The sequence below is a fragment of the Streptomyces sp. NPDC001153 genome (assembly GCF_053598315.1).
In genome coordinates this window covers 1-22,230 of the sequence record NZ_JBSFJZ010000058.1, presented here as the reverse complement: position 1 = coordinate 22,230, position 22,230 = coordinate 1, and the positions used below count along the sequence as shown (strand labels likewise).

General features: G+C 70.9%; 21 protein-coding genes and 2 pseudogenes. 5 read left to right on the top strand and 18 right to left on the bottom strand.

Translation table 11 applies throughout. From position 1 onward, the window contains the following. Window positions 1-3: 3 nt before the first annotated feature. The 5 genes from ACWDEN_RS41835 to betA form a co-directional block, all read right to left on the bottom strand. Window positions 4-1,980, bottom strand: a complete 1,977-nt coding sequence (locus tag ACWDEN_RS41835; RefSeq protein WP_351618024.1) for an ABC transporter permease — start codon at window positions 1,978-1,980, stop codon at window positions 4-6. Beyond that, the gene (locus ACWDEN_RS41830; protein ID WP_351618027.1) at window positions 1,980-3,083 is read right to left on the bottom strand and encodes a quaternary amine ABC transporter ATP-binding protein; all 1,104 of its coding nucleotides are present in this window, start codon (window positions 3,081-3,083) and stop codon (window positions 1,980-1,982) included. The genes ACWDEN_RS41835 and ACWDEN_RS41830 overlap by 1 nt, the downstream gene beginning before the upstream one ends. Before the next feature lie 19 nt (window positions 3,084-3,102). Further along, complete coding sequence (locus ACWDEN_RS41825) at window positions 3,103-4,572, bottom strand: aldehyde dehydrogenase family protein (RefSeq protein WP_351618030.1); 1,470 nt, start codon at window positions 4,570-4,572, stop codon at window positions 3,103-3,105. 109 nt (window positions 4,573-4,681) lie between these two features. After that, on the bottom strand, window positions 4,682-5,518 hold the full coding sequence (locus tag ACWDEN_RS41820; protein ID WP_351618033.1) for a methylenetetrahydrofolate reductase: 837 nt from the start codon (window positions 5,516-5,518) through the stop codon (window positions 4,682-4,684). A gap of 3 nt (window positions 5,519-5,521) precedes the next feature. Next, window positions 5,522-7,192: a choline dehydrogenase gene (gene betA, locus ACWDEN_RS41815; RefSeq protein ID WP_351618036.1), complete on the bottom strand. Its 1,671-nt coding sequence runs from the start codon at window positions 7,190-7,192 to the stop codon at window positions 5,522-5,524. Between the two features lie 150 nt (window positions 7,193-7,342). Between betA and ACWDEN_RS41810 the strand changes: the two genes are divergently transcribed. Beyond that, complete coding sequence (locus ACWDEN_RS41810; RefSeq protein ID WP_351618039.1) at window positions 7,343-8,140, top strand: IclR family transcriptional regulator; 798 nt, start codon at window positions 7,343-7,345, stop codon at window positions 8,138-8,140. 63 nt (window positions 8,141-8,203) lie between these two features. On the opposite strand, the gene ACWDEN_RS41805 is transcribed toward ACWDEN_RS41810, so the two are convergent. The 8 genes from ACWDEN_RS41805 to ACWDEN_RS41770 all read right to left on the bottom strand — a co-directional run bounded on the left by ACWDEN_RS41805 (window position 8,204) and on the right by ACWDEN_RS41770 (window position 15,270). Beyond that, complete coding sequence (locus tag ACWDEN_RS41805; RefSeq protein WP_351618042.1) at window positions 8,204-9,337, bottom strand: aromatic ring-hydroxylating oxygenase subunit alpha; 1,134 nt, start codon at window positions 9,335-9,337, stop codon at window positions 8,204-8,206. A gap of 129 nt (window positions 9,338-9,466) precedes the next feature. Then, entirely contained in the window at window positions 9,467-10,630 is a 1,164-nt protein-coding gene (locus tag ACWDEN_RS41800) for an NAD(P)/FAD-dependent oxidoreductase (protein WP_351618045.1), read from the bottom strand. Beyond that, a complete protein-coding gene (locus ACWDEN_RS41795; protein WP_351618047.1) occupies window positions 10,627-10,989 on the bottom strand; it encodes a bifunctional 3-phenylpropionate/cinnamic acid dioxygenase ferredoxin subunit in 363 nt (120 codons plus the stop codon). Before ACWDEN_RS41795 ends, ACWDEN_RS41800 begins: the two co-directional genes overlap by 4 nt. 255 nt (window positions 10,990-11,244) lie before the next feature. Next, on the bottom strand, window positions 11,245-11,877 hold the full coding sequence (locus ACWDEN_RS41790; protein ID WP_351618050.1) for an MBL fold metallo-hydrolase: 633 nt from the start codon (window positions 11,875-11,877) through the stop codon (window positions 11,245-11,247). Further along, entirely contained in the window at window positions 11,877-12,962 is a 1,086-nt protein-coding gene (locus tag ACWDEN_RS41785; protein WP_351618053.1) for an S-(hydroxymethyl)mycothiol dehydrogenase, read from the bottom strand. Before ACWDEN_RS41785 ends, ACWDEN_RS41790 begins: the two co-directional genes overlap by 1 nt. A gap of 209 nt (window positions 12,963-13,171) precedes the next feature. Further along, window positions 13,172-13,597, bottom strand: a complete 426-nt coding sequence (locus ACWDEN_RS41780; RefSeq protein ID WP_351618056.1) for a CBS domain-containing protein — start codon at window positions 13,595-13,597, stop codon at window positions 13,172-13,174. A gap of 35 nt (window positions 13,598-13,632) precedes the next feature. Continuing rightward, complete coding sequence (locus ACWDEN_RS41775) at window positions 13,633-13,947, bottom strand: DUF5133 domain-containing protein (RefSeq protein ID WP_450863170.1); 315 nt, start codon at window positions 13,945-13,947, stop codon at window positions 13,633-13,635. A gap of 198 nt (window positions 13,948-14,145) precedes the next feature. Beyond that, the gene (locus ACWDEN_RS41770; RefSeq protein ID WP_351618059.1) at window positions 14,146-15,270 is read right to left on the bottom strand and encodes a CapA family protein; all 1,125 of its coding nucleotides are present in this window, start codon (window positions 15,268-15,270) and stop codon (window positions 14,146-14,148) included. Between the two features lie 264 nt (window positions 15,271-15,534). Between ACWDEN_RS41770 and ACWDEN_RS41765 the strand changes: the two genes are divergently transcribed. The 3 genes and pseudogenes from ACWDEN_RS41765 to ACWDEN_RS41755 all read left to right on the top strand — a co-directional run bounded on the left by ACWDEN_RS41765 (window position 15,535) and on the right by ACWDEN_RS41755 (window position 18,442). After that, complete coding sequence (locus tag ACWDEN_RS41765) at window positions 15,535-16,575, top strand: sphingomyelin phosphodiesterase (protein WP_351618062.1); 1,041 nt, start codon at window positions 15,535-15,537, stop codon at window positions 16,573-16,575. Between the two features lie 204 nt (window positions 16,576-16,779). Beyond that, window positions 16,780-16,842: pseudogene (locus ACWDEN_RS41760) on the top strand (hypothetical protein); the annotation flags it as partial. Window positions 16,843-17,627: 785 nt separating this feature from the next. Further along, window positions 17,628-18,442, top strand: a pseudogene (locus tag ACWDEN_RS41755) (SAM-dependent methyltransferase). Window positions 18,443-18,478: 36 nt separating this feature from the next. On the opposite strand, the gene ACWDEN_RS41750 reads toward ACWDEN_RS41755, so the two are convergent. The 5 genes from ACWDEN_RS41750 to ACWDEN_RS41730 form a co-directional block, all read right to left on the bottom strand. Beyond that, the gene (locus tag ACWDEN_RS41750; RefSeq protein WP_351618064.1) at window positions 18,479-19,342 is read right to left on the bottom strand and encodes an LLM class flavin-dependent oxidoreductase; all 864 of its coding nucleotides are present in this window, start codon (window positions 19,340-19,342) and stop codon (window positions 18,479-18,481) included. A gap of 116 nt (window positions 19,343-19,458) precedes the next feature. Next, complete coding sequence (locus ACWDEN_RS41745; protein WP_351618067.1) at window positions 19,459-19,734, bottom strand: hypothetical protein; 276 nt, start codon at window positions 19,732-19,734, stop codon at window positions 19,459-19,461. Between the two features lie 46 nt (window positions 19,735-19,780). Next, the gene (locus ACWDEN_RS41740; RefSeq protein WP_351618070.1) at window positions 19,781-20,275 is read right to left on the bottom strand and encodes a CBS domain-containing protein; all 495 of its coding nucleotides are present in this window, start codon (window positions 20,273-20,275) and stop codon (window positions 19,781-19,783) included. Between the two features lie 102 nt (window positions 20,276-20,377). Further along, entirely contained in the window at window positions 20,378-20,836 is a 459-nt protein-coding gene (locus ACWDEN_RS41735) for a hypothetical protein (RefSeq protein WP_351618073.1), read from the bottom strand. Between the two features lie 113 nt (window positions 20,837-20,949). After that, entirely contained in the window at window positions 20,950-21,849 is a 900-nt protein-coding gene (locus tag ACWDEN_RS41730) for a universal stress protein (RefSeq protein WP_351618076.1), read from the bottom strand. Window positions 21,850-21,919: 70 nt separating this feature from the next. On the opposite strand from ACWDEN_RS41730, the gene ACWDEN_RS41725 reads away from it, so the two are divergent. Next, a partial coding sequence (locus ACWDEN_RS41725; protein ID WP_450863166.1) for a CBS domain-containing protein occupies window positions 21,920-22,230 on the top strand: 311 nt, incomplete at its 3' end.

The following is a 22,230-nucleotide window of genomic DNA, read 5'->3' as shown; positions in this document are numbered from 1 at the left end:
TCCTTATGCCCTGGTGCGTCGCGCCGCAGCCTGTGTGATCCGGTCGAACATGACTCCCAGCAGTACGATGGCGAGCCCCGCCGCCAGCCCCTTGCCGTACAGCTGTCCCTGCGAGAATCCGGCCACGACGTCGTAGCCGAGGGCGCCTGCCCCTACCAGGCCGCCCACCACAACCATCGACAGCACATAGATCAGACCCTGGTTGGTCGCGAGGGTCAGGGCACTGCGCGCCATCGGCAGTTGGACCTTGGTGATGATCTGCCAGGTGTTGCACCCGGCGGAGGTGGCCGCCTCCACGGTGGACGCGGACACGTTCCGGACCCCGTCCGCGATGATCTTGATCGCGACGGGTGCCGCGTAGACGACGGCCGCTACGATCGCGGTGAACCGGGTGGCCCCGAAGAGGGCCAGGAACGGCACGAGATACACGAACGGCGGCATGACCTGTGCGGCGTCCAGGGTGGGCCGCACGATCCGGTCCACGAATTGGCTTCGTCCCATCCACACGCCGAAGACGACGCCGAGCAGCATCACCAGCACGGTGGCCACGGCGGTGGAGGCGAGGGTCGTCATGCCGTCCGACCACACGCCCGTGCCGACCAGCAGCCCGACGCACACGCCGGCCGTCACCGCGGCACGCCAGCCCCCGAGCACCGCGCCGAGCCCGACCAGGATGACGCCGACGAGCCACCACGGGGAGTCCGTGAGCAGCGTCTGGAACGGGTTCAGCAGACCGTTGGTGATCACGTCACGGACGCCGTTGGTCAGTCCGGAGAGGTGGTCCTGAAGCCAGGTGGTCGTCGTGTCGGCGGCGCTCGCGATGTGGCTGCCGGTACTGCCGTTGCCGGGGAACTCGGCCGCCCAGACGTAGGTGTGGGACAGATAGACGAGGACGGCGGCGCCGATCCCGCCCGCCACCAGCAGCGGGCGGCGCCACTGCGTCAGCCGGCCACCGCTGCGGCGGGCCGCGTCGGCGCGTCCGGCCGCCGCGGTGGTGACCCGGTCGAGCACGATGGCCATGACGACGATGGCGAGTCCGGCGTTGAAGGCCGTGCCGACGTCGAGCGACTGCAGGGCCTGTACGACGGTCTTGCCGAGGCCGGGCGCGTCGATCAGGGCGGCGATGGTCACCATGGCCAGGGCGGCCATGATGGTCTGGTTGACGCCCATGACCACCGTGCGCTTGGACATCGGCAGCAGCACCTTCAGCAGTTGCTGTGTCCGTGTGGTGCCGAGCGAGTCGGCCGCCTCGACGGTGGTCTCGGGCACGGAGCGGATGGCGTGCGCGGTGATGCGGATGGCGGGCGGTGCCGCGTAGATCACCGTGGTGATCACGGCGGAGGCCCCGCCGATGAGGAAGATCAGGGTCAGCGGGGCGAGGTAGACGAAGGTCGGCATCGTCTGCATGAAGTCCAGGAAGGGCGTCATGATCCGGTTGAACCGGTCGGAGAGACCGGCCCACACGCCCAGCGGGATGCCGATGAGCAGCGCCACCAGAACCGCCGACAGGGTCAGCGCGAGGGTGTCCATGCTCTCCTGCCACAGGCCCTGCAGCCCGAAGAAGGTGAAGCCCGCGACCGCCAGCAGCGCGACCCGCCAGTTGCCCACGGCCCAGGAGACATAGCCGGTCAGTCCGACGACGCCGAGCCAGCCGATCTGCGGGACCGGGCGGGTGCCGGCGGGCTGGGAGATCAGGGACTGGACGAAGGTCACCAGGTTGTCGATGACCAGCCGGATCTCGTTGAAGAAGTACAGGAAGAGCGGGTTGGAGTTGCGGTTGGCCCCGATGCTGTCGTTGAGGTCGTTCAGCCGGCGGTGCAGGCCGGTGAGGTCGGCCGCCGCGAGGGTGAGCGTCTGCCGGCCGCGCAGCACGGCGAAGAGCACCAGCCAGGCGAGCAGGATCGCCGCCACCACCATGGGGCGGCTGACCTTCTTGCGCAGCGTCGCAACCGGCGCGGTCGCGTCGGCGACGACGGCCATCACGCGCCGCCTTCCTGACCGGCTGCCTGTCCCGCGACGACGGAGAGGATCTCCTCGTCGCCGACGATGCCGAGCAGCTTGCCGTTCTCCACGACCTTGACCGGCTTCTCGGCGGCCAGGACGGCCCGGGTGGCCTCGCGCACCACGACGTCCGGTCCCAACTCGGGCCCGTCGAGGGCGTCGTCGGGTTCGGCGGGGCGCATGATCCAGCGCAGGGTGAGGACGTCGCCGCGCGGCACGTCCTTCACGAAGTCCCGTACGTAGTCGTCCGCCGGGGCGCCGACGAGCTCGTCGCCGGTGCCGCACTGCACCATCTTGCCGTCGCGCATGATCAGGATGCGGTCGCCCAGCTTCAGGGCCTCGGAGAGGTCGTGGGTGATGAACACCATGGTCTTGCCGACCTCGTGGTGCAGGCGGATGACCTCGCTCTGCATGTCGCGGCGGATCAGCGGGTCGAGCGCGGAGAAGGGCTCGTCGAAGAAGAGGACGTCGGGGTCGCCGGCGAGGGCGCGGGCCAGGCCGACGCGCTGCTGCATACCGCCGGAGAGCTGGTCGGGGTAGGAGTTCTCGTATCCGGCCAGGCCCACCAGTTCGACGGTCTCCAGGGCCTTCCTGGTGCGCTCGGCCCTGCCCATGCCGCGTATCTCCAGGCCGAACGCCACGTTGTCGACGACCTTGCGGTGCGGCAGCAGACCGAAGTGCTGGAAGACCATGGAGAACTTGCTGCGGCGCAGTTCGCGCAGCCGCCGGGCGTCGGCGCCCCGGATGTCCTCGCCCTCGAAGACGATCTCTCCGGCGGTGGGTTCGATCAGCCGGGTCAGGCAGCGCACCAGAGTGGACTTGCCGGAGCCGGACAGGCCCATGACGACGAAGACCTCGCCCGGCGAGACCTCGAAGTCGATATCCCGTACGGCGGCGGTGCAGCCGGTGCGGTCCATGAGCTCGCGGCGGGTGAGACCGCACAACTCCTCGGAGCCCGGCACCTCGTCGGCCTTCGGCCCGAACACCTTCCACAGCCGGCGCACGGAGATGACCGGGGTGCGGTCCTTGGGATCCTGGGACGTGTCGCGCCGCTGCGACACCTCGGTCTGTGCTGGGGTCATGATCGACCTCTTTCGGCGTTCAGCCGCGGAACCAGTGCTGCGGCCGGGGTTGGATGTTCTGCCAGACGTGCTTGGGCTCTCGGTACTCGTCCAGGCCGGTCGGTCCCAGCTCGCGGCCCACGCCCGAGTGCCCGAAACCACCCCATTCCGCCTGCGGCACATAGGGGTGGTAGTCGTTGATCCACACGGTGCCGTGGCGCAGCCTGCGGGCCACGCGCTGGGCCTTGCCCGCGTCCTGCGTCCAGACGGCGCCGGCGAGGCCGTACTCCGTGTCGTTGGCGATGCGGACGGCGTCGTCCTCGTCGTGGAAGCGCTCGACGGTGAGCACGGGCCCGAAGGACTCCTCGTGCACCACGCGCATGTCCTGCCGGCACTCGTCCAGGACGGTGGGCGGGTAGTAGAAGCCGTCCGCCAGCGCGGGGTCGTCGGGACGTGCGCCGCCGCAGCGCAGTACGGCGCCCTCGGCGAGCCCCGCGGCGACGTACGCCTCGACCTTCTCGCGGTGCTGTGCGGAGATCAGCGGACCGGTCTCGGCGTCGGGGTCGAAGGGTCCGCCGAGGCGGATGAGCCGGGCACGGCGCACGACCTCGTCGACGAAGGCGTCGTGGATCGAGTCCTCCACGATGAGGCGGGCGCCGGCCGAGCAGACCTGCCCGGAGTGCAGGAAGACGGCGGTCAGCGCGAAGTCGACGGCGGTGGCGAAGTCGGCGTCGGCGAAGACCACGTTCGGGTTCTTGCCGCCGAGTTCCAGCGCGACCTTCTTCACCGTCGCCGCGGCCGTGGCCATGATGTGCCGCCCGGTCTGCAGGCCTCCGGTGAACGACACCATGTCGACGGCCGGGTGCTCGGCGAGGGGCGCGCCCGCCTCGGCTCCGGCGCCCAGCACCAGGTTGGCGGCACCGGCCGGGAGACCCGCCTCCTCGAGCGCCCGCATCAGCAGGATGGAGGTGGAGGGGGTGAGCTCGCTGGGCTTGAGGACGACGGTGTTGCCCGCGAGAAGCGCGGGGGCGACCTTCCAACTGGCCTGCAGGAGCGGGTAGTTCCAGGGGGTGATCAGTCCGCACACGCCGACGGGCTCGTAGGTGACCCGGCTGAGGGCGTCCTCGCGGCCGGTGTCGACCACCCGTCCCGCGCTGGTGCCGGCGATGCCGCCGTAGTAGCGGAAGCAGGAGACGACGTCGGCGATGTCGTACTCGCTCTCCGCCAGGCGCTTGCCGGTGTCGAGGGATTCGGCGCGGGCCAGCTCCTTGGCGTCGCGCTCGAGGATGCCGGCGGTGCGCAGCAGCAGGGCGCCGCGCTCCCGCTCGGGGGTGCGGGGCCAGGGGCCCTCGTCGAAGGCGCGCCGGGCGGCGCCGATCGCCGCCTCGGTGTCGGGGCGGGTCGCCTCCGAGACCGTGGCGACCGGCGTACCGTCCGCGGGACAGCGGATCTCCCGGTGGCCGCCGGCCACCGCAGCGCGCCATTCTCCGTCCACGTACAGATCTGCCACGGTCGCGCCCTTCGAAGGAGCTCGTTGCGTAATGTGAACTGCATTGCTTGTGGTGGAACACCCTGGCCGACTGGGCCGACACCCGTCAAGGGGTCGGGGTATGCCGATTTCAGGCGGCCAGGCGGTTCAGCAGGGCCCGGCGCCAGCGCTCCGTCTCGGCGATCTGGTTGAAGGTGAAGAGGTGAAGGCCGACGACCGCTGCCGCGGGCCCGGAGAACGTCTGCGCGCCGCGGCCGAGCAGCCGCTCGGGGGCGTATCCGCCGGGTGCCGCGAACCGCAGGAACCAGGAGGGGTGCCGGGTGAGGAAGCGGGTCGACTCCCCCACCCCGATCTTCGTCGCCATGGCCAGCAGCTTCGCCCGCTGGACGGGCCCGGCGACGCCCACGTACACGGGCAGGGTGATGGCGCGGCGCCGGATCCGGGTGATCCAGTCACCGAGCACGCGCGGGTCGAAGCACAGGTTGCTGACGATGTACGTGGCGTGCGTCCGCTTGTCCCACATCGACTGGATGGTGATGTCGTCGTGGATGAGCGGATGACTCTCCGGATAGCCGGTGATACCCAGGTCGGCGAAGGGCCTGCCCAGGTCGCTCAGCGCGCGCAGCACCGGCAGCGCTCCGTCGTACGGCCCGGCCGGCACCTCGGCGTCGCCCGCCGGCACGAAGACGTCGTCGACCCGCGCCGCACGCAGCCGCTCGGCCACGTCCTTCAGGTGCGCGTCGTCGCGCAGCAGCCGTGCGGGCACATGCGGGACGACGCGGTATCCCTGTGCCGCGAGCCGCTCGGTCAGGCCGAGCGTGGGCTCCAGCCCCTTCACCGGCGACGCCGTGACCGTGACCACGACGTCGCGGGGCACATGGGCGAGGACCTTCTCCTCCGTCGCCCTCGCCGGGAGCACCTCGTAGCGGACGCGGCCGAGCAGCGCCCGCAGGGCCTCGGCGCCCATGGTCTACCCGGCCTGCTTCTGGCCGTCGCGGTGCCGGTAGTACGCGGCCTTGGAGGGCTCCAGCGGCTCGTTGCCGAGGATGAGGTCGGCCGCCTTCTCGGCGATCATCATCACCGGCGCGTAGATGTTGCCGTTGGTGACGTACGGCATCACCGAGGCGTCCACCACGCGCAGTCCGGCGAGGCCGTGCACCCGCATGGTCTGCGGGTCGACGACGGACATCTCGTCGGTGCCCATCTTGCAGGTGCAGGACGGGTGCAGGGCGGTCTCGCCCTCCTTGGCGACCCAGGCGAGGATCTCCTCGTCGGTCTCGACCGAGGGGCCGGGCGAGATCTCGCCGGCGTTGTAGGGGGCGAGGGCGGGCTGGCCGAGGATCCTGCGGGCGACACGGATCGCCTCGACCCACTCCCGGCGGTCCTGCTCGGTGGACAGGTAGTTGAAGCGCAGCGCGGGCTTGTCCCGCGGGTCCCTGCTCTTGATCTTCACCGAGCCGATGGCGTCCGAGTACATGGGTCCGACGTGCACCTGGTACCCGTGGCCGCCGGCCGGCGAGGAGCCGTCGTAGCGGACGGCGACCGGCAGGAAGTGGAACATCAGGTTGGGGTAGTCCACGTCCTCGTTGCTGCGGGCGAAGCCGCCCGCCTCGAAGTGGTTGGTGGCCGCGGGGCCCTTGCGGAACAGCCACTGCAGCCCGATGAGGGGAGCGCGCCACTTCGCCATGTACGGCTGCATGGAGACGGGCTGCTTGCAGGCGTACTGGACGTACACCTCCAGGTGGTCCTGCATGTTCTCGCCGACGCCCGGCAGGTCGTGGACGACGTCGATGCCGAGGGCGGACAGTTCGCCGGCGTTGCCGACACCGGAGAGCTGCAGCAGCTGCGGGGAGTTGATCGCGCCGCCGCACAGGATGACCTCGCCGGCGCGGACCTGCTGGGGAGCGCCCCTGCCGCGCCGGTACTCCACGCCGACGGCCCGCTTGCCCTCGAAGAGCACCCGGGTGACGAGGGCACGCGTCCTCACCGTGAGGTTCGGCCGCTTCATCGCGGGCTTGAGGTAGGCCTTGGAGGCCGACAGCCGGCGCCCGCGGTGGACATTGCGGTCGAACTTGGCGAAGCCCTCCTGCCGGTAGCCGTTGACGTCGTCCGTCGGCGCGTAGCCCGCCTCCTGGGTGGCCTCGAGGAAAGCCGTGAACAGCGGGTTGGTCGCGGGGCCGCGTTCGAGGACGAGGGGGCCGTCATGACCGCGGAACTCGTCGTCCGGGTCGGCCGCCAGACAGTTCTCCATCCGGCGGAAGTACGGCAGGCAGTGGGCGTAGTCCCAGGTCTCCATGCCGGGATCGGCCGCCCAGCGCTCGTAGTCCATGGGGTTGCCGCGCTGGAAGATCATGCCGTTGATGCTGCTGGAGCCACCGAGCACCTTGCCGCGGGCGTGGTAGATGCGGCGGCCGCCCATGTGGGGCTCGGGCTCCGACTCGTACTTCCAGTCGTAGAAGCGGCTGCCGATGGGGTAGGTCAGCGCCGCGGGCATGTGGATGAAGACGTCCCAGGGATAGTCGGAGCGGCCGGCCTCCAGGACCAGCACCCGGTTGCCGGGGTCGGCCGAGAGCCGGTTCGCCAGTGCGCTGCCGGCCGATCCACCGCCGACGATGACGAAGTCGTACTGCAGGGGAGCCATGGTGCCTCGTCTCGCTCGCGCCGTTGATGTGCGGGCATGCTAGTACGGGTATCGCTATACGCACTAGGTTGCGAAACACGCAACTTGTAAGAACTTTGTTCACAGTGCGTTGCTTGCAGCAAAGTTGTTTACTGCGCGTATAGTTTCGCTATGAGCAACTACAGTCCGGATACCGAAACGAACGGGCCACCGTCCGGCGGAGTGCAGTCCGTCGACCGCGCCATCAGCGTCCTGGAGATCCTGGCCCAGCGCGGCGAGGCCGGCGTGAGCGAGGTGGCCGCCGAGATCGATGTGCACAAGTCGACGGCGTTCCGTCTGCTCGGCGCTCTGGAGGCGCGCGGCCTCGTGGAGCAGTCGGGCGAGCGCGGCAAGTACTCGCTCGGCTTCGGCATCGTACGCCTGGCGGGCGCCGTCACGGGACGCATCGACATCACCCAGCAGGGCCGGCCGGTGTGCGAGCGCCTGGCGGAGGAGATCGGCGAGACGGTCAACATCGCCGTGATGCAGGAGCACTACGCGATCAACCTCTACCAGGTGCGCGGCACGGCCGCCGTCACCGCACACAACTGGGTCGGCCAGCTGACCCCGCTGCACGCCACCTCCAGCGGCAAGATCATGCTGGCCCACCTGCCCGCCAGGGAACGCGGCGCGCTGCTGACGGAGACCGGCCTGAAGAAGCTGACCCCGCACACGATCTCCTCGAAGGCGAAGCTGGAGAGGAACCTGGCCGAGGCCCGGGAGCGCGGTTACGCCTGGACGCTGGAGGAGCTGGAGATCGGGCTGCACGCCATGGCCGCCCCGATCCGCGACCGGGAGGGCCAGGTCATCGCGTCGATCAGCGCCTCCGGGCCCTCCTACCGGTTCACCGAGGAGCGCATGCACGAGCTGGCTCCGGTACTGGTCAAGGGCGCGGAGGAGATCAGCCACCGCATGGGCTACCTGGGCTGAGCGCACACGGTACGACCGCCGTACGGCCCGCGCTCGCCCCCCGCGCGGGCCACGGGCACCCCGTCATTCCGGGTTGTGCGTGCCGAGGCGCTCGTTCACCCAGTCGTGGAAGGCGCCGATGTGGTGCTCACTGGGCACGAGCACACCGCCCTTGGCGTACAGCCGTGAGCCCATCCCCGGCTGGGTGCGTTCGCAGGCGTCGAAGTCCTGGCGGTTGACCCGGTCGAAGAGCTCCACGGACCGGCTGACGTCCTTGCCGCTCGCCACGACATGCGGCAGGTACAGCCAGTCGCACTCGACGATCGTGCGGTCGACGGCCACCGGGTACATCCGGTGGAAGATCACGTGGTCGGGCACGAGGTTGATGAACACCTGCGGCTTGACCGTGATCGCGTAGTACCGGCGGTCCTGGTCCTCGGACACCCCGGGAATGCGGTCCAGCCCCTCGGAGCCGTCCACGGTGAAGCCCCGGATGTCCGCACCGAACTCGGCGCCGTGCCCGACGTAGTACTGGGCGGCGTAGCCGTCGGCGAACTCCGGGAGGACCTCGGTGAGTTCGGGGTGGATGGTGGCGCAGTGGTAGCACTCCATGAAGTTCTCGATGATGAGCTTCCAGTTCGCCTTGACGTCGTAGACGATCCGCCTGCCCACCGAGAGGTTCGCGACGTCGTAGCGCTCGATCGACTCGGTGTCGCCCAGCCGCTCGACCACCGCCCCCATCACGTCCTCCTCGAAGGAGGGCGGGTTCTCCGCCAGGCAGATCCAGACATAGCCGAGCCATTCGCGGACGGCGACGCCGACCAGGCCGTACTCGGTGCGGCCGACGTCGGGCATCTTGGTCAGGTTGGGCGCCGCGACGAGCTTGCCGTTCAGGTCGTAGGTCCAGGCGTGGTACGGGCACTGGAAGGCCCGCTTGACCTCGCCCGTCTCCTCGGTGCAGAGCTTGGCCCCGCGGTGCCGGCAGACGTTGAAGTAGGCGCGGATGGAGTTGTCCCGTGCCCGGGTGACGAGGATGCTCTCGCGGCCCACGTCCACGGTGCGGAAGGCGCCGGGCCTGGCCAGGTCGGACGAGCGCGCGACGCAGAACCACATCGCCTCGAAGATGCGCTCCTGTTCCTGGGCGAAGATGCCGGGATCCGTGTAGGCGGAGCCGGGGAGGGTGGCGATCAGGCTGTCCGGCAGGCTGGTCGAGGTCACGGTGCACTCCTCGGGAAACGTCGTGGATCGATAGGTCACGCGCCGGGAAGAGCCACTTCGGGCGGCGTTGTGTATGGAGCAACACTGCGTTTCATGTGCAACGCAGAATGTGTTGCCGCAGGGGTGGTGTCAAGACGTGGCGGAGGCGAACTGCTTGCGCCGCCGGGTGAACAGCCGCGGCTGGTTCATGCCGAGGACGGCGACCGGGCGGTCGGCCCTGCGGTAGACGGCCAGAAAACTGCGGTCGTCGGTCGAGCCCTCCTCGACCGTCACGCTGTCGGCCCCGGCGGCATGGCCGACGAACTGGATCTTCACGCCGTACTGATCGGACCAGAAGTACGGCGGCCGGGGCACACCCGGCTCCGTCGCACCGTGGGCGAGAAGCGCGGCGACGGCGGCGTCCGGCCGTTCCAGCGCGCCGGTCCAGTGCTCGACCCTGCGGTGGGCCCCGGTGTGCGGGTCGTACCAGTTGGCGCAGTCGCCCACGGCGACCACCCCGGCCACACTCGTGCGGCCGTCGGCGCCGCACTTCACGCCGTTGTCGAGTGCGACACCGGAGCCCTCCAGCCACTCGACACAGGGGCGCGCCCCCACGCCGATGACCACGGTGTCCGCGGGGATGCTGCGACCGTCCTCCAGGAGCACCGCGTCGACCCGGCGCTCCCCGCTCAGCCCCTTGACCCCCACCCCGCACAGCAGCCGCACGCCGTGATCCGCGTGGAGGGCGGAGACGATCCGGCCCATGGCCTCGCCGAGCGGTCCGGCCAGCGGCGTTTGCGCCGCCTCGACCACGGTCACGTCGAGACCGAGGGCATACGCCGTGGAGGCGACCTCGGCGCCGACGAACCCGCCGCCGATCACCACCAGCCGTCCGCCCCGGGCCAGGTCGTCCCGAAGGGCGCGGGCGTCGTCGAGCGTGCGCAGCACATGGACGCCGGCGAGGCCCTCGGTGCCGGGCAGGGTGCGGGCGGCGGCGCCGGTCGCGATGACCACGCCGTCGGCGCGTATCTCCCGGCCGTCGGCGAGCCGGACCGCACGCTCGGTGCGGTCGAGCCCGGTGGCGCGGGCGCCGAGCACCCACTCCGCCCGGAGTTCCTCGTCGTCCCGCTCCAGTGCCAGTTCCGCTTCGCCGATGGCACCGGCAAGGAACTCCTTCGACAACGGCGGCCTGTCGTACGGGCGGTGGAGCTCGGCGCCGACGACGACCAGCCGGCCGTCGTACCCCCGCTTCCGCAGCGAGCGCGCGGCCGACAGACCGGCCAGCGAGGCGCCCACCACGGCGACGGTCCTCACGCCGGGCCTCCGGCCAGGCGGGCGGCGACGCACGGCGGCAGGTTGGGCGCCTGAGTGGACAGCCGCACATAGACCATGCCGTCCTCGACGACGACCTCGTGGGTGCGGACCGGGAGCTTGGCCGGCGGGGCGTCCACGGCTCCGGTCCTCAGGTCGAACTTCGAGGCATGCAGGGGACATTCCACCTCACAGCCCTCCAGCCAGCCGTCGGCGAGCGACGCGTCCTGGTGGGTGCAGGTGTCGTCGATGGCGAAGAGCTCGCCGTCGTCGGTGTGGAAGACCGAGACCGGCGGGTCGATGCCGAGCCGGTGGGCCTCGCCTCGCGGCAGATCCGCGAGACGGCACGCGGGAATCATCATGACACCTCGGTGCGTATAGCGAAACGGATTGCGATTAGCGCAACGTCAGTCTGCTGGCCGCTCTGAAGGCTTGTCAAGGCATCCAGAGGCCGGTTTCCGCGGCGTCCGGCGACCGATGTCCGGGCACGCCGGAGCGACCTCGAAAGCGCAGGTCAGCAGGCGTATCAGGGGCGGTGCGAGGCGCGCCGACGGCCCTGCCGCCGGTGCCGTCCGCATCGGTACGCCACCGGGGCAGGGCCGCCGTTCGCCGGGCGGTCAGAAGCCGCGCTCGATCCACTCCTGAAGATGCGGCGCCTCGGCGCCGACGGTGGTGGTGTCGCCGTGGCCGGTGTGCACGACGGTGTCGTCCGGCAGGGCGAGAAGCCGTTCCCTGATCGACCGGATGATGGTCGGGAAGTCGCTGTACGACCGTCCCGTGGCCCCCGGCCCGCCGGCGAACAGCGTGTCGCCGCTGAACAGCGCGGACAGGTGCGGGGCGTACAGGCAGACGGCCCCCGGGGCATGTCCCGGGGTGTGGAGGACGGTGAGCTCCACTCCGGCGACGGTGAGGCGCTGGCCGTCGGTCAGCTCGCCGTCGGGCGCCCGGTCCGGATGGGTCTGTTTCCACAGCGGCAGGTCGTCGGCGTGCAGCAGGACCGGGGCGCCGGTCCGGGCGGCCAGGTCGGGCGCGGCGTCGATGTGGTCGTTGTGCGCGTGGGTGCACACGATCGCCCGCAGGGTGCGGCCGCCGAGGGCCCGGACGATGGCATCGGCGTCGTGCGCGGCGTCGATCACGACCGCCTCGGTGTCGTCACCCACGATCCACACGTTGTTGTCGACGTCCCAGGTGCCGCCGTCCAGCGAGAAGGTTCCCGAGGTGACGAGACGCTCGATGCGGGCGCCCGCCATCAGAGGACCACCACCGAACGCAGCACGTCCCCGCCGTGCATCCGCTCGAAGGCCTTCTCGACCTCGTCCAGCGCGATGGTCTCGGTGACGAAGGCGTCCAGGTCGAGGCGGCTCTGCAGATAGAGGTCGATGAGCATGGGGAAGTCGCGGGAGGGCAGACAGTCGCCGTACCAGCTGGACTTCAGGGCGCCGCCGCGGCCGAAGACGTCCAGCAGGGGCAGTTCGAGCTTCATCTCGGGGGTGGGGACGCCGACGAGGACGACGGTGCCGGCGAGGTCGCGGGCATAGAAGGCCTGCTGGTACGTCTCCGGGCGTCCGACGGCCTCGATGACGACGTCGGCGCCGAAGCCACCGGTCAGCTCGCGCACCGCGTCGACCGCGTCGGTCTGCCTGGAGTTGACCGTGTGGGTCGCGCCCAGCTTCTTGGCGGTGTCCAGCTTGCGGTCGTCGATGTCCACGGCGATGATCTTCGCCGCGCCGGCCAGCCGCGATCCGACGACCGCCGCGGCGCCCACACCGCCGCACCCGATGACGGCGACGGTGTCCCCGCGGCCCACGTTCCCGGTGTTGATAGCGGCGCCGAGGCCGGCCATCACGCCGCAGCCGAGCAGCCCGGCGGCGGCGGGCGAGGCGGCCCGGTCGACCTTGGTGCACTGGCCGGCCGCGACGAGCGTCTTCTCGGCGAACGCGCCGATGCCCAGCGCCGGCGAAAGCTCCGTACCGTCGGCCAGGGTCATCTTCTGCCTGGCGTTGTGCGTGTTGAAGCAGTACCAGGGCCGCCCGCGCAGACAGGCCCGGCACTGACCGCACACGGCGCGCCAGTTCAGGATCACGAAGTCACCGGGGGCCACGTCGGTGACGCCCTCGCCGACCGCCTCGACCACACCCGCGGCCTCGTGCCCCAGCAGGAACGGGAAGTCGTCGCTGATGCCGCCCTCGCGGTAGTGCAGATCGGTGTGGCAGACCCCGCAGGCCTCGATCTTGACCACCGCCTCGCCCGGGCCGGGGTCGGGCACGACGATCGTCTCCAGACTGACAGGGGCGCCCTTGCTCCGCGCGACGACACCACGGACCTGCTGCGTCATGGCCACTCCTCGGCTCACAGAGGATCGAGATGTTGCCTATTACGGCACACCTCTCACGTTTCGCAACACAGCATCGCGGAGGCCGAAGCAGCGGTCAAGGATCCGTCAGCCGTCAAAGGTTCCGCCGACGACTCGGCCGGCCGGCTCCGCTGACAGGAGCCGGCGTACACGGCCGAATCGTCGGCGCCGGGAGATGCTCTCTTCCACGATCAGGCTGGGGCGTACACGCGATGGACGAACTCCGCGAGCTGGTCGTCGGTGAGGTGCCGGGCGATGTCGGTCTCGCTGATCATGCCGACCATGCGCTTGTTCTCCACCACCGGGAGGCGCTTGATCTGGTGGCCCTCCATCTCCCGCAGGGCGTCCGAGATGTCGGCAGCGGCGTCGATCCAGCGCGGCGTGCCCTCGCACAGGTCACCGCACGTCATCCGGGCGGGGTCGTGACCCGAGGCGATGCACTTCACCACGATGTCGCGGTCGGTGATGATGCCGCACATGCGGTCGCCGTTGCCGGGGTCGCTGACCGGAAGCGCGCCGACCTTGTGGTCCCGCATCATCTGCGCGGCCCGGTCCAGCGTCTCGTTCCGGGGTATCCACTGGGCGCCCGGGCTCATGATGTCCTTCGCAGTCGTCATCGCTCATCCCTTCACGGCTGTGCCGGTGCGAGCCGTCAGCCCGCCCGGTAGTCCTGGGTCGTCGGAGCGGATCGACGCGACCGCCGGCCGACGGAGGCCGCCCGTGTCCGCCCGTTCCGCTCCCTCAGGTAGGTGACCAGGTCGGTGCACAGATAGCGCCGGGCGGCGGCCGCCGCCTCCCGCGGATTGCGCTCGCCCATCAGCACGCACAGCGTGTAGCCCGAGTCCTCGAATGCGGCACGCGACGCGAGATCGGCGGGTGCCGCGACCATGGCGCGCTCGCACATCCGGTAGCGTCTCAGCAGACGGCGTACTTCGGATTTCGCCGGTAGCAGCATGGTGCTGGTCACCACCCCAGGGGACTCGGCGGACTTCCGGTGGTGGCGCCGATACCGCGGCGCACGATCACATCCATTTCCCCAACAAGGCCTTCAGCCATGGTGCACGAGGTGTGGAGCGCTGTCTTGTTGGCCTTTCAATCGGCGCCCGGCGAGCAGCAGAAGGCTGACGAACTGCACGGCGTCACGGCCGTCATCGCCGGGCCCAGCTCACCGGCCCGCACCCGCGAGCCCCTCCACGACGCTGAGCGTGCCGTCGGTCTCCAGCCCGATGCGCACACCGTGGCTGATCCGGTCGAGGGTCGAGCGCAGCCAGGCGCGGTCCCCGTCGTCGGCGGGCTCCAGCCGCATCCGCCGCGCCTGCCAGGGGAACATCCGCAGGGCGGTCGGGCGCCCCGTGTCCGCCTCCACCGAGACGAGGTAGCCGAGCCGCAGGTCGTCGCGATACTCCTCGTAGCCCGTGATGCCCTCGTAGTCGTCGATGAAGTCGCCGCAGCCATAGAGGATCAGCCTGCCTCGGTACACCTCCACGGGGCGCGGGTGGTGCGAGGAGTGCCCGTGGACGATGTCGACGCCGCCGTCGACCAGTGCGCGCGCGAAGCGCGTCTGCTCGCGGGGGACGAGATAGCCCCAGTTGGAGCCCCAGTGCACCGACACGACCACGATGTCACCCGGCCGCTTGTCGCGCCGCACCCGCTGGACGACAGCCTCGGCTGCCGACGCCGACAGCTCGCGGGCGTACGCGACACCGGAGCGGTCCGTGGTCGCGGCCCAGTCGGGCGGGACGCCGCTGGACAGTGTGCCGAGGGCGAAGACCAGGATACGGCCGCCGGGCCCGACAGGAAGGGCCGCGGGCGCGTCGGCCTCGTCGGCGTCACACCCCGCACCCACGGTCCGCAGGCCCGCGGCGGCGAGTGAGTCCAGGGTTTCCTCCAGGCCCGGACGGCCGAAGTCCAGCACATGGTTGTTGGCCAGGACACACACGTCGGGCCGGGCCACCGTCAGGGCGGGCAGATTGGCCGGATGCATGCGGTAGTGGACCGCCTTTCCCGGCACGAACGCGTCGCTGCGCGTGACGGACGTCTCCAGGTTCACGATCCGGGCGTCCGGCACGACCTCCTCCAGCAGCCGCAGCGCCTCGCCCCACGGCCAGGCGGGGTGGACCGGTGCGGGGATGGGACCGCTGACCGCCTCGGCCAGTTCCACGTACGACCGGGCATCCGTGACGTAACCCTCGCGCAGTTCCGGGCTTCCGGGGTGCGGAAGGATCTGGTCGACGCCGCGCCCGAGCATCACGTCACCGCAAAGGAACAGCGTCACCACGCCGCCGCCCATACACCCACCCTAGGCGACCGTGGGCGGCATCTTCCCGGCATGGTCCAGCCCAGGGCCTGTGTGAACAGGTCCGGCGCGAGGAGAGGCTCCGGCCGGTGGGATTCACTCCGCGCAAGGTGAACTTGTTCAGACACCTTTTCTCCATGAGGGGATCGCGAGAAGTTCCCCCGGCCGTACCGGCAGGCACCCTACAGTCGCTCTGTCATGTACGCGATCGAACAATCGGTCACGGTCCGGGGACTACCCACTTCACCAGGAGAGCGCATGGTCTCGCGTCGTACAGCTACCGCCCTCACCTCCGGAGCGGCAGCTCTGCTGCTCGGCTTCAGCGGCTACGCGGCCCCCGCCGCGAGCGCCGCCACCGGCACGGCCACCGGCCTCTCGGTGTTCGCCTGGAACGTCGATCTCGGCACCGCGATCGTCGACAGCACCCAGAACGAGAAGGCGGCGCAGCGCACCCCGACCATCGAGTCGATCATCCGCAAGCACAGCGCGGACGTGGTGGTACTGGACGAGGACTTCAACAACAGCTCGACCGCCGACATCACCGGCAAGCTCGCCGATCTCTACCCGTACCACACCCCCGTCGTCGGCCAGACCTGCTCCGGCGGCGGCTGGACGGGTATCAGCGGTGACTGTTCCAACTCGTGGTTCGTCATCAACGGCGGCACCATGATCCTGTCCAAGTACCCGATCACCGCCCAGTACGCCCACGTCTTCAGCAACTCCACCTACGGCACGTGGGACTACCACGCCAACAAGGGCGCGGCGCTGGTGCAGATCGACAAGGACGGTGTGAAGAGCTGGGTGGTCGGCACCCACCTGCAGGCCGACGAGTCCGACACCTCCACGGACACCACGCAGTCCACCCGGCTCGCCCAGCTCGGCGAGATACGCACCTGGGTGGACGGCATCGCCGGCTCGACCGCGCCGGTGCTGATCGGCGGAGACCTGAACGTGGAGTACTACGGCGGCCAGGCGCGCGGTGACTACACCAACGCCCAGACCGCGGTGAACGGTGTGCTCGGCACCCCGGCCACCGACGCCGGTCAGACCCTGAGGACCATGGACTGCCCGGTCGCCTCCTGGTGCCAGTACATGTCGGGCGTCGAGTCCTTCCCGAAGGACTACCGGGACGACCTCGACTACCTCGGCTATCTCAACGCGCCGGGCCGCCCGACGCCGGCCGCGATGTCCACCGTCAAGGTCGACTTCGACCCCCAGTCCGGCTGGACCACGGGCCAGACCGACACCAACGCTCCCAGCGACCACTACCCCGTCGAGGCGACCTTCCAGCTCGGCTGACGGCGCGTGAGTCCGACCGGCCGGACAGCGGGGAACCCCCGGGACCACGACCCGGGGGTTCCCGGCCCCGCGGGAGGCGCGAGGACGCGCGGCGGCCGGGCGGAACTTTTCGCCCAAACTGATGGTCGATACGCTGCCGAAGTGGGTCTGGATCACACCTCGCTGTCCTCCCTGGCCGCCCTCGGCGACGCCACGCGCCGCAGCATGTTCGAGTTCATCGGGCAGGCGCGGCGACCGGTGACCCGCGAGGAGGTCGCCGACAGCCTGGGCATTTCCCGCAAACTCGCGGCCTTCCACCTGGACAAGCTGGTGGCTGCGGGTCTGCTCCAGTCCGGCGTCGAACAGCCCGCGGGGATCCGCAAGGTGGGCCGCCGGCCCAAGGTGTACGAACCGGTGGCCGCGGCGATCGCCGTGCACATCCCCGAGCGCCGCTACGAGATGCCGGCGGACGTCCTCACCGAGGCCGTACTGACCGAGACGCAGGGGGAATCGGCCCGCGATGCCGCACTGCGGGTCGCCTACCGGCGAGGGGAGACGCTGGGCGGTGCCGAACGCGAGCGCGTACGCCCCGGGCGGCTCGGCGCCGAGCGGGAACTGAGCGTGGCCGCGCAGGCCCTCGAGGACTTCGGCTTCGAGCCGGAGCGCACCGCACCCGCCCTGGTACGACTGCGCAACTGCCCCTTTCATCCTCTGGCCGCCAAGGCACCGGAGCTGATCTGCCGCGTCAACCAGGCGTTCCTCGCGGGCTACCTGAACGGCCTGGGCAGCGACAGGACCGCGGCGGTGCCGGCTCCACAACCCGATGCGTGCTGTCGAACTGCGCGGGGAGGACACGGCCGGAGACACACCGGCGACGGAGACGGCCTGCGAGAGGTGAGCGACGCTCCCCGGGCGAGGTGCCGGCCGGCACCCCGGCCCTCCGTCCGCTCCGTCTCGCCGTCCCTGCGACGCATCCCCGAACCCCTGGGCGCAGGACGGGTGTTGGGACACATGGGTTGTGCGGTGAATGATCCACGCCTTGGCATGCCTACGCGGAAAGACAGACACGACTCATGGCCGACCCCGCGACGACGCCCGAGACGGCGATGGGCCAGAAGATCGACATATCGGTGCCGCACTCCGCCCGGATCTGGAACTACTGGCTCGGCGGCAAGGACAACTACCCCGTCGACGAGGAGGCCGGCGACGCCTACACCGCGGTCTTCCCGGCATCGTCACCATCGCCCGCAGCAGCCGTGCCTTCCTGCGCCGCAACATCACCTTTCTGGTCCGGGAGGCGGGGATCCGGCAGTTCCTGGACGTCGGCACCGGCCCGCCGACCGCCGAGAACACGCATGAGGTCGCCCAACGGCTCGCCCCCGAGGCGCGGATCGTCTACGTCGACAACGACCCGATGGTCCTGGCGCACGCCCGCGCCCTGCTCTACTCCTCCCCCGAGGGCGCGACCGCCTACATCGATGCCAACGTGGCCGCCCCGGAACGCATCCTCGAGGCCGCCGCCGAGACGCTGGACCTCGGCCGCCCCGTCGCGCTCATCCTCAGCAACATCCTGGGACACGTGGCCGACTACGATCAGGCCTGCTCCATCGCCAACCGCCTGATGGCCGCCCTGCCGTCGGGCAGTTACCTCTCCGTCAACGACGGCTCGCGCGGCATCGACCCGGTCTTCGAGCAGGCCCAGGACGCCTATGACGACAGCGGCGCCGTCCCGTACAACCTGCGTACGGCCGACGAGATCACCGGGTTCTTCGACGGCCTGGAACTGATCGACCCCCGCGTCGTCCCGGTCACCCAGTGGCGCCCGGAGCCCGGTTCCCCCGCCCCGGAGGTCGTCGCCGAGCACGGCGGCCTCGCCCGGAAGCCGTAGCCCATAGGCGGGGCGTGAAGAGGCGGGCGTAGCTGTTCACAGCCGCGGCGGGCCCGCCTCGATGCGGCGCAGCACCGGTGCCAGACGGTCCAGGTCGGGGCCGGTCTGGATCTGGCGCTCGTCCCACCAGGTGGCGCCGGCGTCGCGGAGCGGGCCGATCACGTCCCTGGCCCTGGCCGGGTCCGGGGGCGTGGCACCGCCGAGCACGAACTCGAAGGGGCGCTCGGTTGCGGCCGTACGCTGCTCGCGCACATAGGCGACCAGTTCCCGCACCTCCGCCGCATCCGGTACGTACCCATGGCGGGCCGTCTCGAAGAGCGGCACCGCGCCGTCCCACCGCGCCGCTCGGCGCATGGGCGGGCGGCGCGGCCAGAACCCGCCGATCCACACCGGCGGGCCGGGCCGCTGCACGGTGGCGGGCACCAGCGTCACGTCCCGCACCTCGTAGTGCCGTCCGTGATGGTCCACGGGCTCGCCGGACCAGAATCGCCGCACCAGCTCCAGTCCCTCGTCCAGCCGCTCGGCGAGGAGGCGCGGATCGGTGGCGTCGCCGAAGCTGCGGTACTCGTCCTCGATCGGACCTCCCAGGCCGGCGGCGAAGATCACCCGGCCGCCGCTGAGGTGGTCCAAGGTGGCCACCTGGCGGGCGAGTTGCTGCGGACGGTACCGCGGGACCGGCGTCAGCAGGGTGCCCAGCCGGATCCGGGAGGTCGACAGCGCGGCGGCGGTCAGCAGCATCCAGGGGTCCCCGAAGGGACGGCCCTGGTGCTGTCGGTGCAGTACGTGATCCCAGACGAACAGCCCGTCCCAGCCCGCCTCTTCGGCGGTGGCCGCCACGGTCGCCACGTTGCGGGGATCGGCGAAGTCACCGAAGTTGGGGATGTTGATGGAAAACCGCATCCCAGCAGGATGGGCACCCGGCGGTGGATGGGCAATCGGGTTTTCGCCCAGGCGAGTTGGAGCCCGGCCGGCTCGGCGTACGGCAGCGGCACGTGCCGCGGGTCGTGCCCGGTGTCTCAGAGTTGCGGGACGGTGGTGCCGCCGCCTGCCTTGACCGCGTCCACGGCAGCCTGGTGCAGTTGCCGGCTGTGCACCTCGGAACGACAGGGTACGGGGCTTCCGCTGAGGGTGAACCATTCGGAGGTGCCCGTGTACTGCACCGCCACGTCGGCCTCGTTGCCGTCCCAGGTGGTGTGGACGGTCAGGTCGCCGACGACGATCCCCGCCTCCTCGGTGCGCGCGCCGCCCCGGCCGGTGAAGACCCCGGGGGTGGTCCATGATGCCCAGACCATGACGTCAGCCTTCCTCTCTGGGTCAGCGGCCCCATGAGCGGAACCGCTACGGAATGACGATTCCGCGTCGCTGTGCGGGGCGGCGAGGCGGCAGCCCGTCCAGGGTGGCCCGTGCGGGACTCCGGCTGGCGGACCCGGCGCGGGTGTGCAGGCCTGCGGCGGCCGCCACGTAGTCCCGGGCCGTGAGCAGGCCGACCAGCCGTCCGCGGGGATCCGTGACCGGCAGGGCGTCGAGGTGTTCCTCGGTCATCACGGCTGCCGCGCGCAGAACCGACTCCTCGGGGTGGACCGTGACGGTCCGGCGGGCGTGGACGAGCTCGCGCACCTTGCGGCAGGACAGCGTCGCGGCCGCGGCAGCGCAGGCCACCGCGAGTTCGGCACGGTCCAGCAGTCCGGCGCAGCAGCCGTCCCCACGGACCACCGGGAGGTGAGGCTGCTCGGACCTCTCCATGACCTCCCAGGCCATCAGCACGCTCTCGTCGTCACCGACCGAGTACGGGGCGGCATCCATGAGACTCCGCACCGAGAGTTGCTCGTTCACGACTGCCTCCTCGTGCCGCGCGTCCGGCCCGGTCATCCCTCTCCTGCGGCGCTGGTGTCGCTCGCCGCGCTTCTTTCACGCTCGTTGGACAGGCGGCCCCTGTCAATTGGGCCACATGGCCCCACCGCGGACCATTGGCCCCACGCTCGGCCCCGCGTACGGGGCCACTCGGCCCAGCCTCGGTGGAGAGCCCACGACGACCCCCTGCGCGGGCTCAGGCGGGCTCCGGTACGACGGCCACCGGGCAGGCGGCGTGGTGGAGGCCGGCAGGGCCTCGCGGGCCGGGCCCTCCACCGTACGCGGCCGGGTCCGCAACCAGGCCGGGGCCTCCCGCAGCGCCTCCTCCACCGCCTCGATGGCCCGGCGCTCCTGGAAGCGGCCCGGTTCGCCGATGACCAGCAGACTCCCCGTGCTCACGGGCACGGGTCCGTGCCAGGCCCGTACGGCCTCCAGGGCAAGCCCGCGCAGCAGGGCCCCCTCGACCGCGTACCGCGCGGCGGCCGACCCGGCCGGCTTCTCGCGCACGCCCAGGACGATCCCGCCGCCCGTGCCGGAGCGCATACCTGTGGGAGTGCTACGAAGGCACAGCCCTGGCCCACGGCTCCGGGAAGTGGCGCGTACACCAGCCGGAGCGACGCCCCGCGCAGGGCCGCCTCGTCGGACGCCAGTGGCGGTCAGCCGTGGGCGACGACCGCGACAGGGGCGGCGATGTGGTGGATGGCGGCGTGCACGACATGGCCGATGCGGGCGCCGAACGAGCCGGTACGGATGCGCCGGCCGACGACGGCCAGCGAGGCGTCGCGGGAGCCCTCGACGAGGTTCTGTGCGGCGCTGCCGCTCCGGCTCGCCTCGATCACCTCGACGTCCGGGAACTTCTGCCGCCAGGGGCGCAGCACCTTGCTCAGCAGGTCGGCCTGTCCGTGCGCGAGCGCGTCGTACAGCTCGGCGTCATCGGAGAAGCGGTAGAAGGAGGGCGGCGGCTCGGGCCGGCTGTGGACGACCCGCAGGGGGGCGTCGCGGCGTGCGGCGGCGTCGAAGGCGAACTCCAGCACGGTGTCGTGCGGATCGTCGATGTCGAGACCGAGCACGACCGGCCCGACGGGCGCCGCGGCGGACGCCGCGCCCGCGCGATGGGACCCGTGCTCGTCCTGCTCCCCCGCCCGCACCAGCACCACCGGAAGCTCGGCGCGGGCCACGACGGCCAGACTCACCGAGCCGGCCATGAACCCGCCGATCCCACCGAAACCCCGTGAGCCCAGCACCAGCAGTTCGGCGAAGCCCGCCGCCTCGCACAGGACGTCGGCGACCGTTCCCGTGAGCTGCTCGATGACCACCGTGATGCCCGGGTGACACAGCTGGATGACTTCCGCGCACTCCCGCATCATCTGATCGGCCCAGTGCTGGTACCTCTCCGGGGCCGGCAACGGGTTCTCGGCCAGACACCTGGGCACCGGCTCCCTGACATACACGATCTTCAGCGGCACGCCGCGCAGCAGCGCCTCGCGCGCCGCCCACTCGGCCGCCGCCCGGCTCTCGGGTGAGCCGTCGATGCCTGCCGTGACGGTTCCGGACATGGTCTCCGCCTCCAGGGTGAGGGTTCCGTCTTCAGGCTGGCGCTGTGGTGGGGGCGGCATCAGGGGCCACATGACCCCCGCGGGAGCCGACCGACCCCAGGACCGGGGCCCGGTACGGCGGCAGGACCGGGGGCCGGGCGGCCCCTGGCCCGTCCTGCCGCCACCGGCACACCCTGGAAGAAACGGCACACCCACCGAGGCCCGCACGGAGGTCACCATGTACGGCACCTCGCGCATCGTCAGCGATGTCATGAGCCAGACCGTCGCCGCCGTGGGGCCGCGTGCTCCCTTCAAGGAGATCGTGCAGCTGATGCAGGACTGGCAGGTCAGCGCCCTGCCCGTGATCGAGGGCGAGGGCCGGGTGGTCGGCGTGGTCTCCGA

Bases quoted from the DNA above. Each gene is read 5' to 3' on its own strand.
- ACWDEN_RS41795 (WP_351618047.1), bottom strand. From the start codon at position 10,989: ATGATGATTCCCGCGTGCCGTCTCGCGGATCTGCCGCGAGGCGAGGCC.
- ACWDEN_RS41780 (WP_351618056.1), bottom strand. From the start codon at position 13,597: ATGACGACTGCGAAGGACATCATGAGCCCGGGCGCCCAGTGGATACCC.
- ACWDEN_RS41750 (WP_351618064.1), bottom strand. From the start codon at position 19,342: ATGCGGTTTTCCATCAACATCCCCAACTTCGGTGACTTCGCCGATCCC.
- ACWDEN_RS41745 (WP_351618067.1), bottom strand. From the start codon at position 19,734: ATGGTCTGGGCATCATGGACCACCCCCGGGGTCTTCACCGGCCGGGGC.
- ACWDEN_RS41835 (WP_351618024.1), bottom strand. From the start codon at position 1,980: ATGGCCGTCGTCGCCGACGCGACCGCGCCGGTTGCGACGCTGCGCAAG.
- ACWDEN_RS41770 (WP_351618059.1), bottom strand. From the start codon at position 15,270: ATGGGCGGCGGCGTGGTGACGCTGTTCCTTTGCGGTGACGTGATGCTC.
- ACWDEN_RS41735 (WP_351618073.1), bottom strand. From the start codon at position 20,836: ATGCGCTCCGGCACGGGCGGCGGGATCGTCCTGGGCGTGCGCGAGAAG.
- ACWDEN_RS41830 (WP_351618027.1), bottom strand. From the start codon at position 3,083: ATGACCCCAGCACAGACCGAGGTGTCGCAGCGGCGCGACACGTCCCAG.
- ACWDEN_RS41820 (WP_351618033.1), bottom strand. From the start codon at position 5,518: ATGGGCGCCGAGGCCCTGCGGGCGCTGCTCGGCCGCGTCCGCTACGAG.
- ACWDEN_RS41730 (WP_351618076.1), bottom strand. From the start codon at position 21,849: ATGTCCGGAACCGTCACGGCAGGCATCGACGGCTCACCCGAGAGCCGG.
- ACWDEN_RS41790 (WP_351618050.1), bottom strand. From the start codon at position 11,877: ATGGCGGGCGCCCGCATCGAGCGTCTCGTCACCTCGGGAACCTTCTCG.
- betA (WP_351618036.1), bottom strand. From the start codon at position 7,192: ATGGCTCCCCTGCAGTACGACTTCGTCATCGTCGGCGGTGGATCGGCC.
- ACWDEN_RS41785 (WP_351618053.1), bottom strand. From the start codon at position 12,962: ATGACGCAGCAGGTCCGTGGTGTCGTCGCGCGGAGCAAGGGCGCCCCT.
- ACWDEN_RS41810 (WP_351618039.1), top strand. From the start codon at position 7,343: ATGAGCAACTACAGTCCGGATACCGAAACGAACGGGCCACCGTCCGGC.
- ACWDEN_RS41765 (WP_351618062.1), top strand. From the start codon at position 15,535: ATGGTCTCGCGTCGTACAGCTACCGCCCTCACCTCCGGAGCGGCAGCT.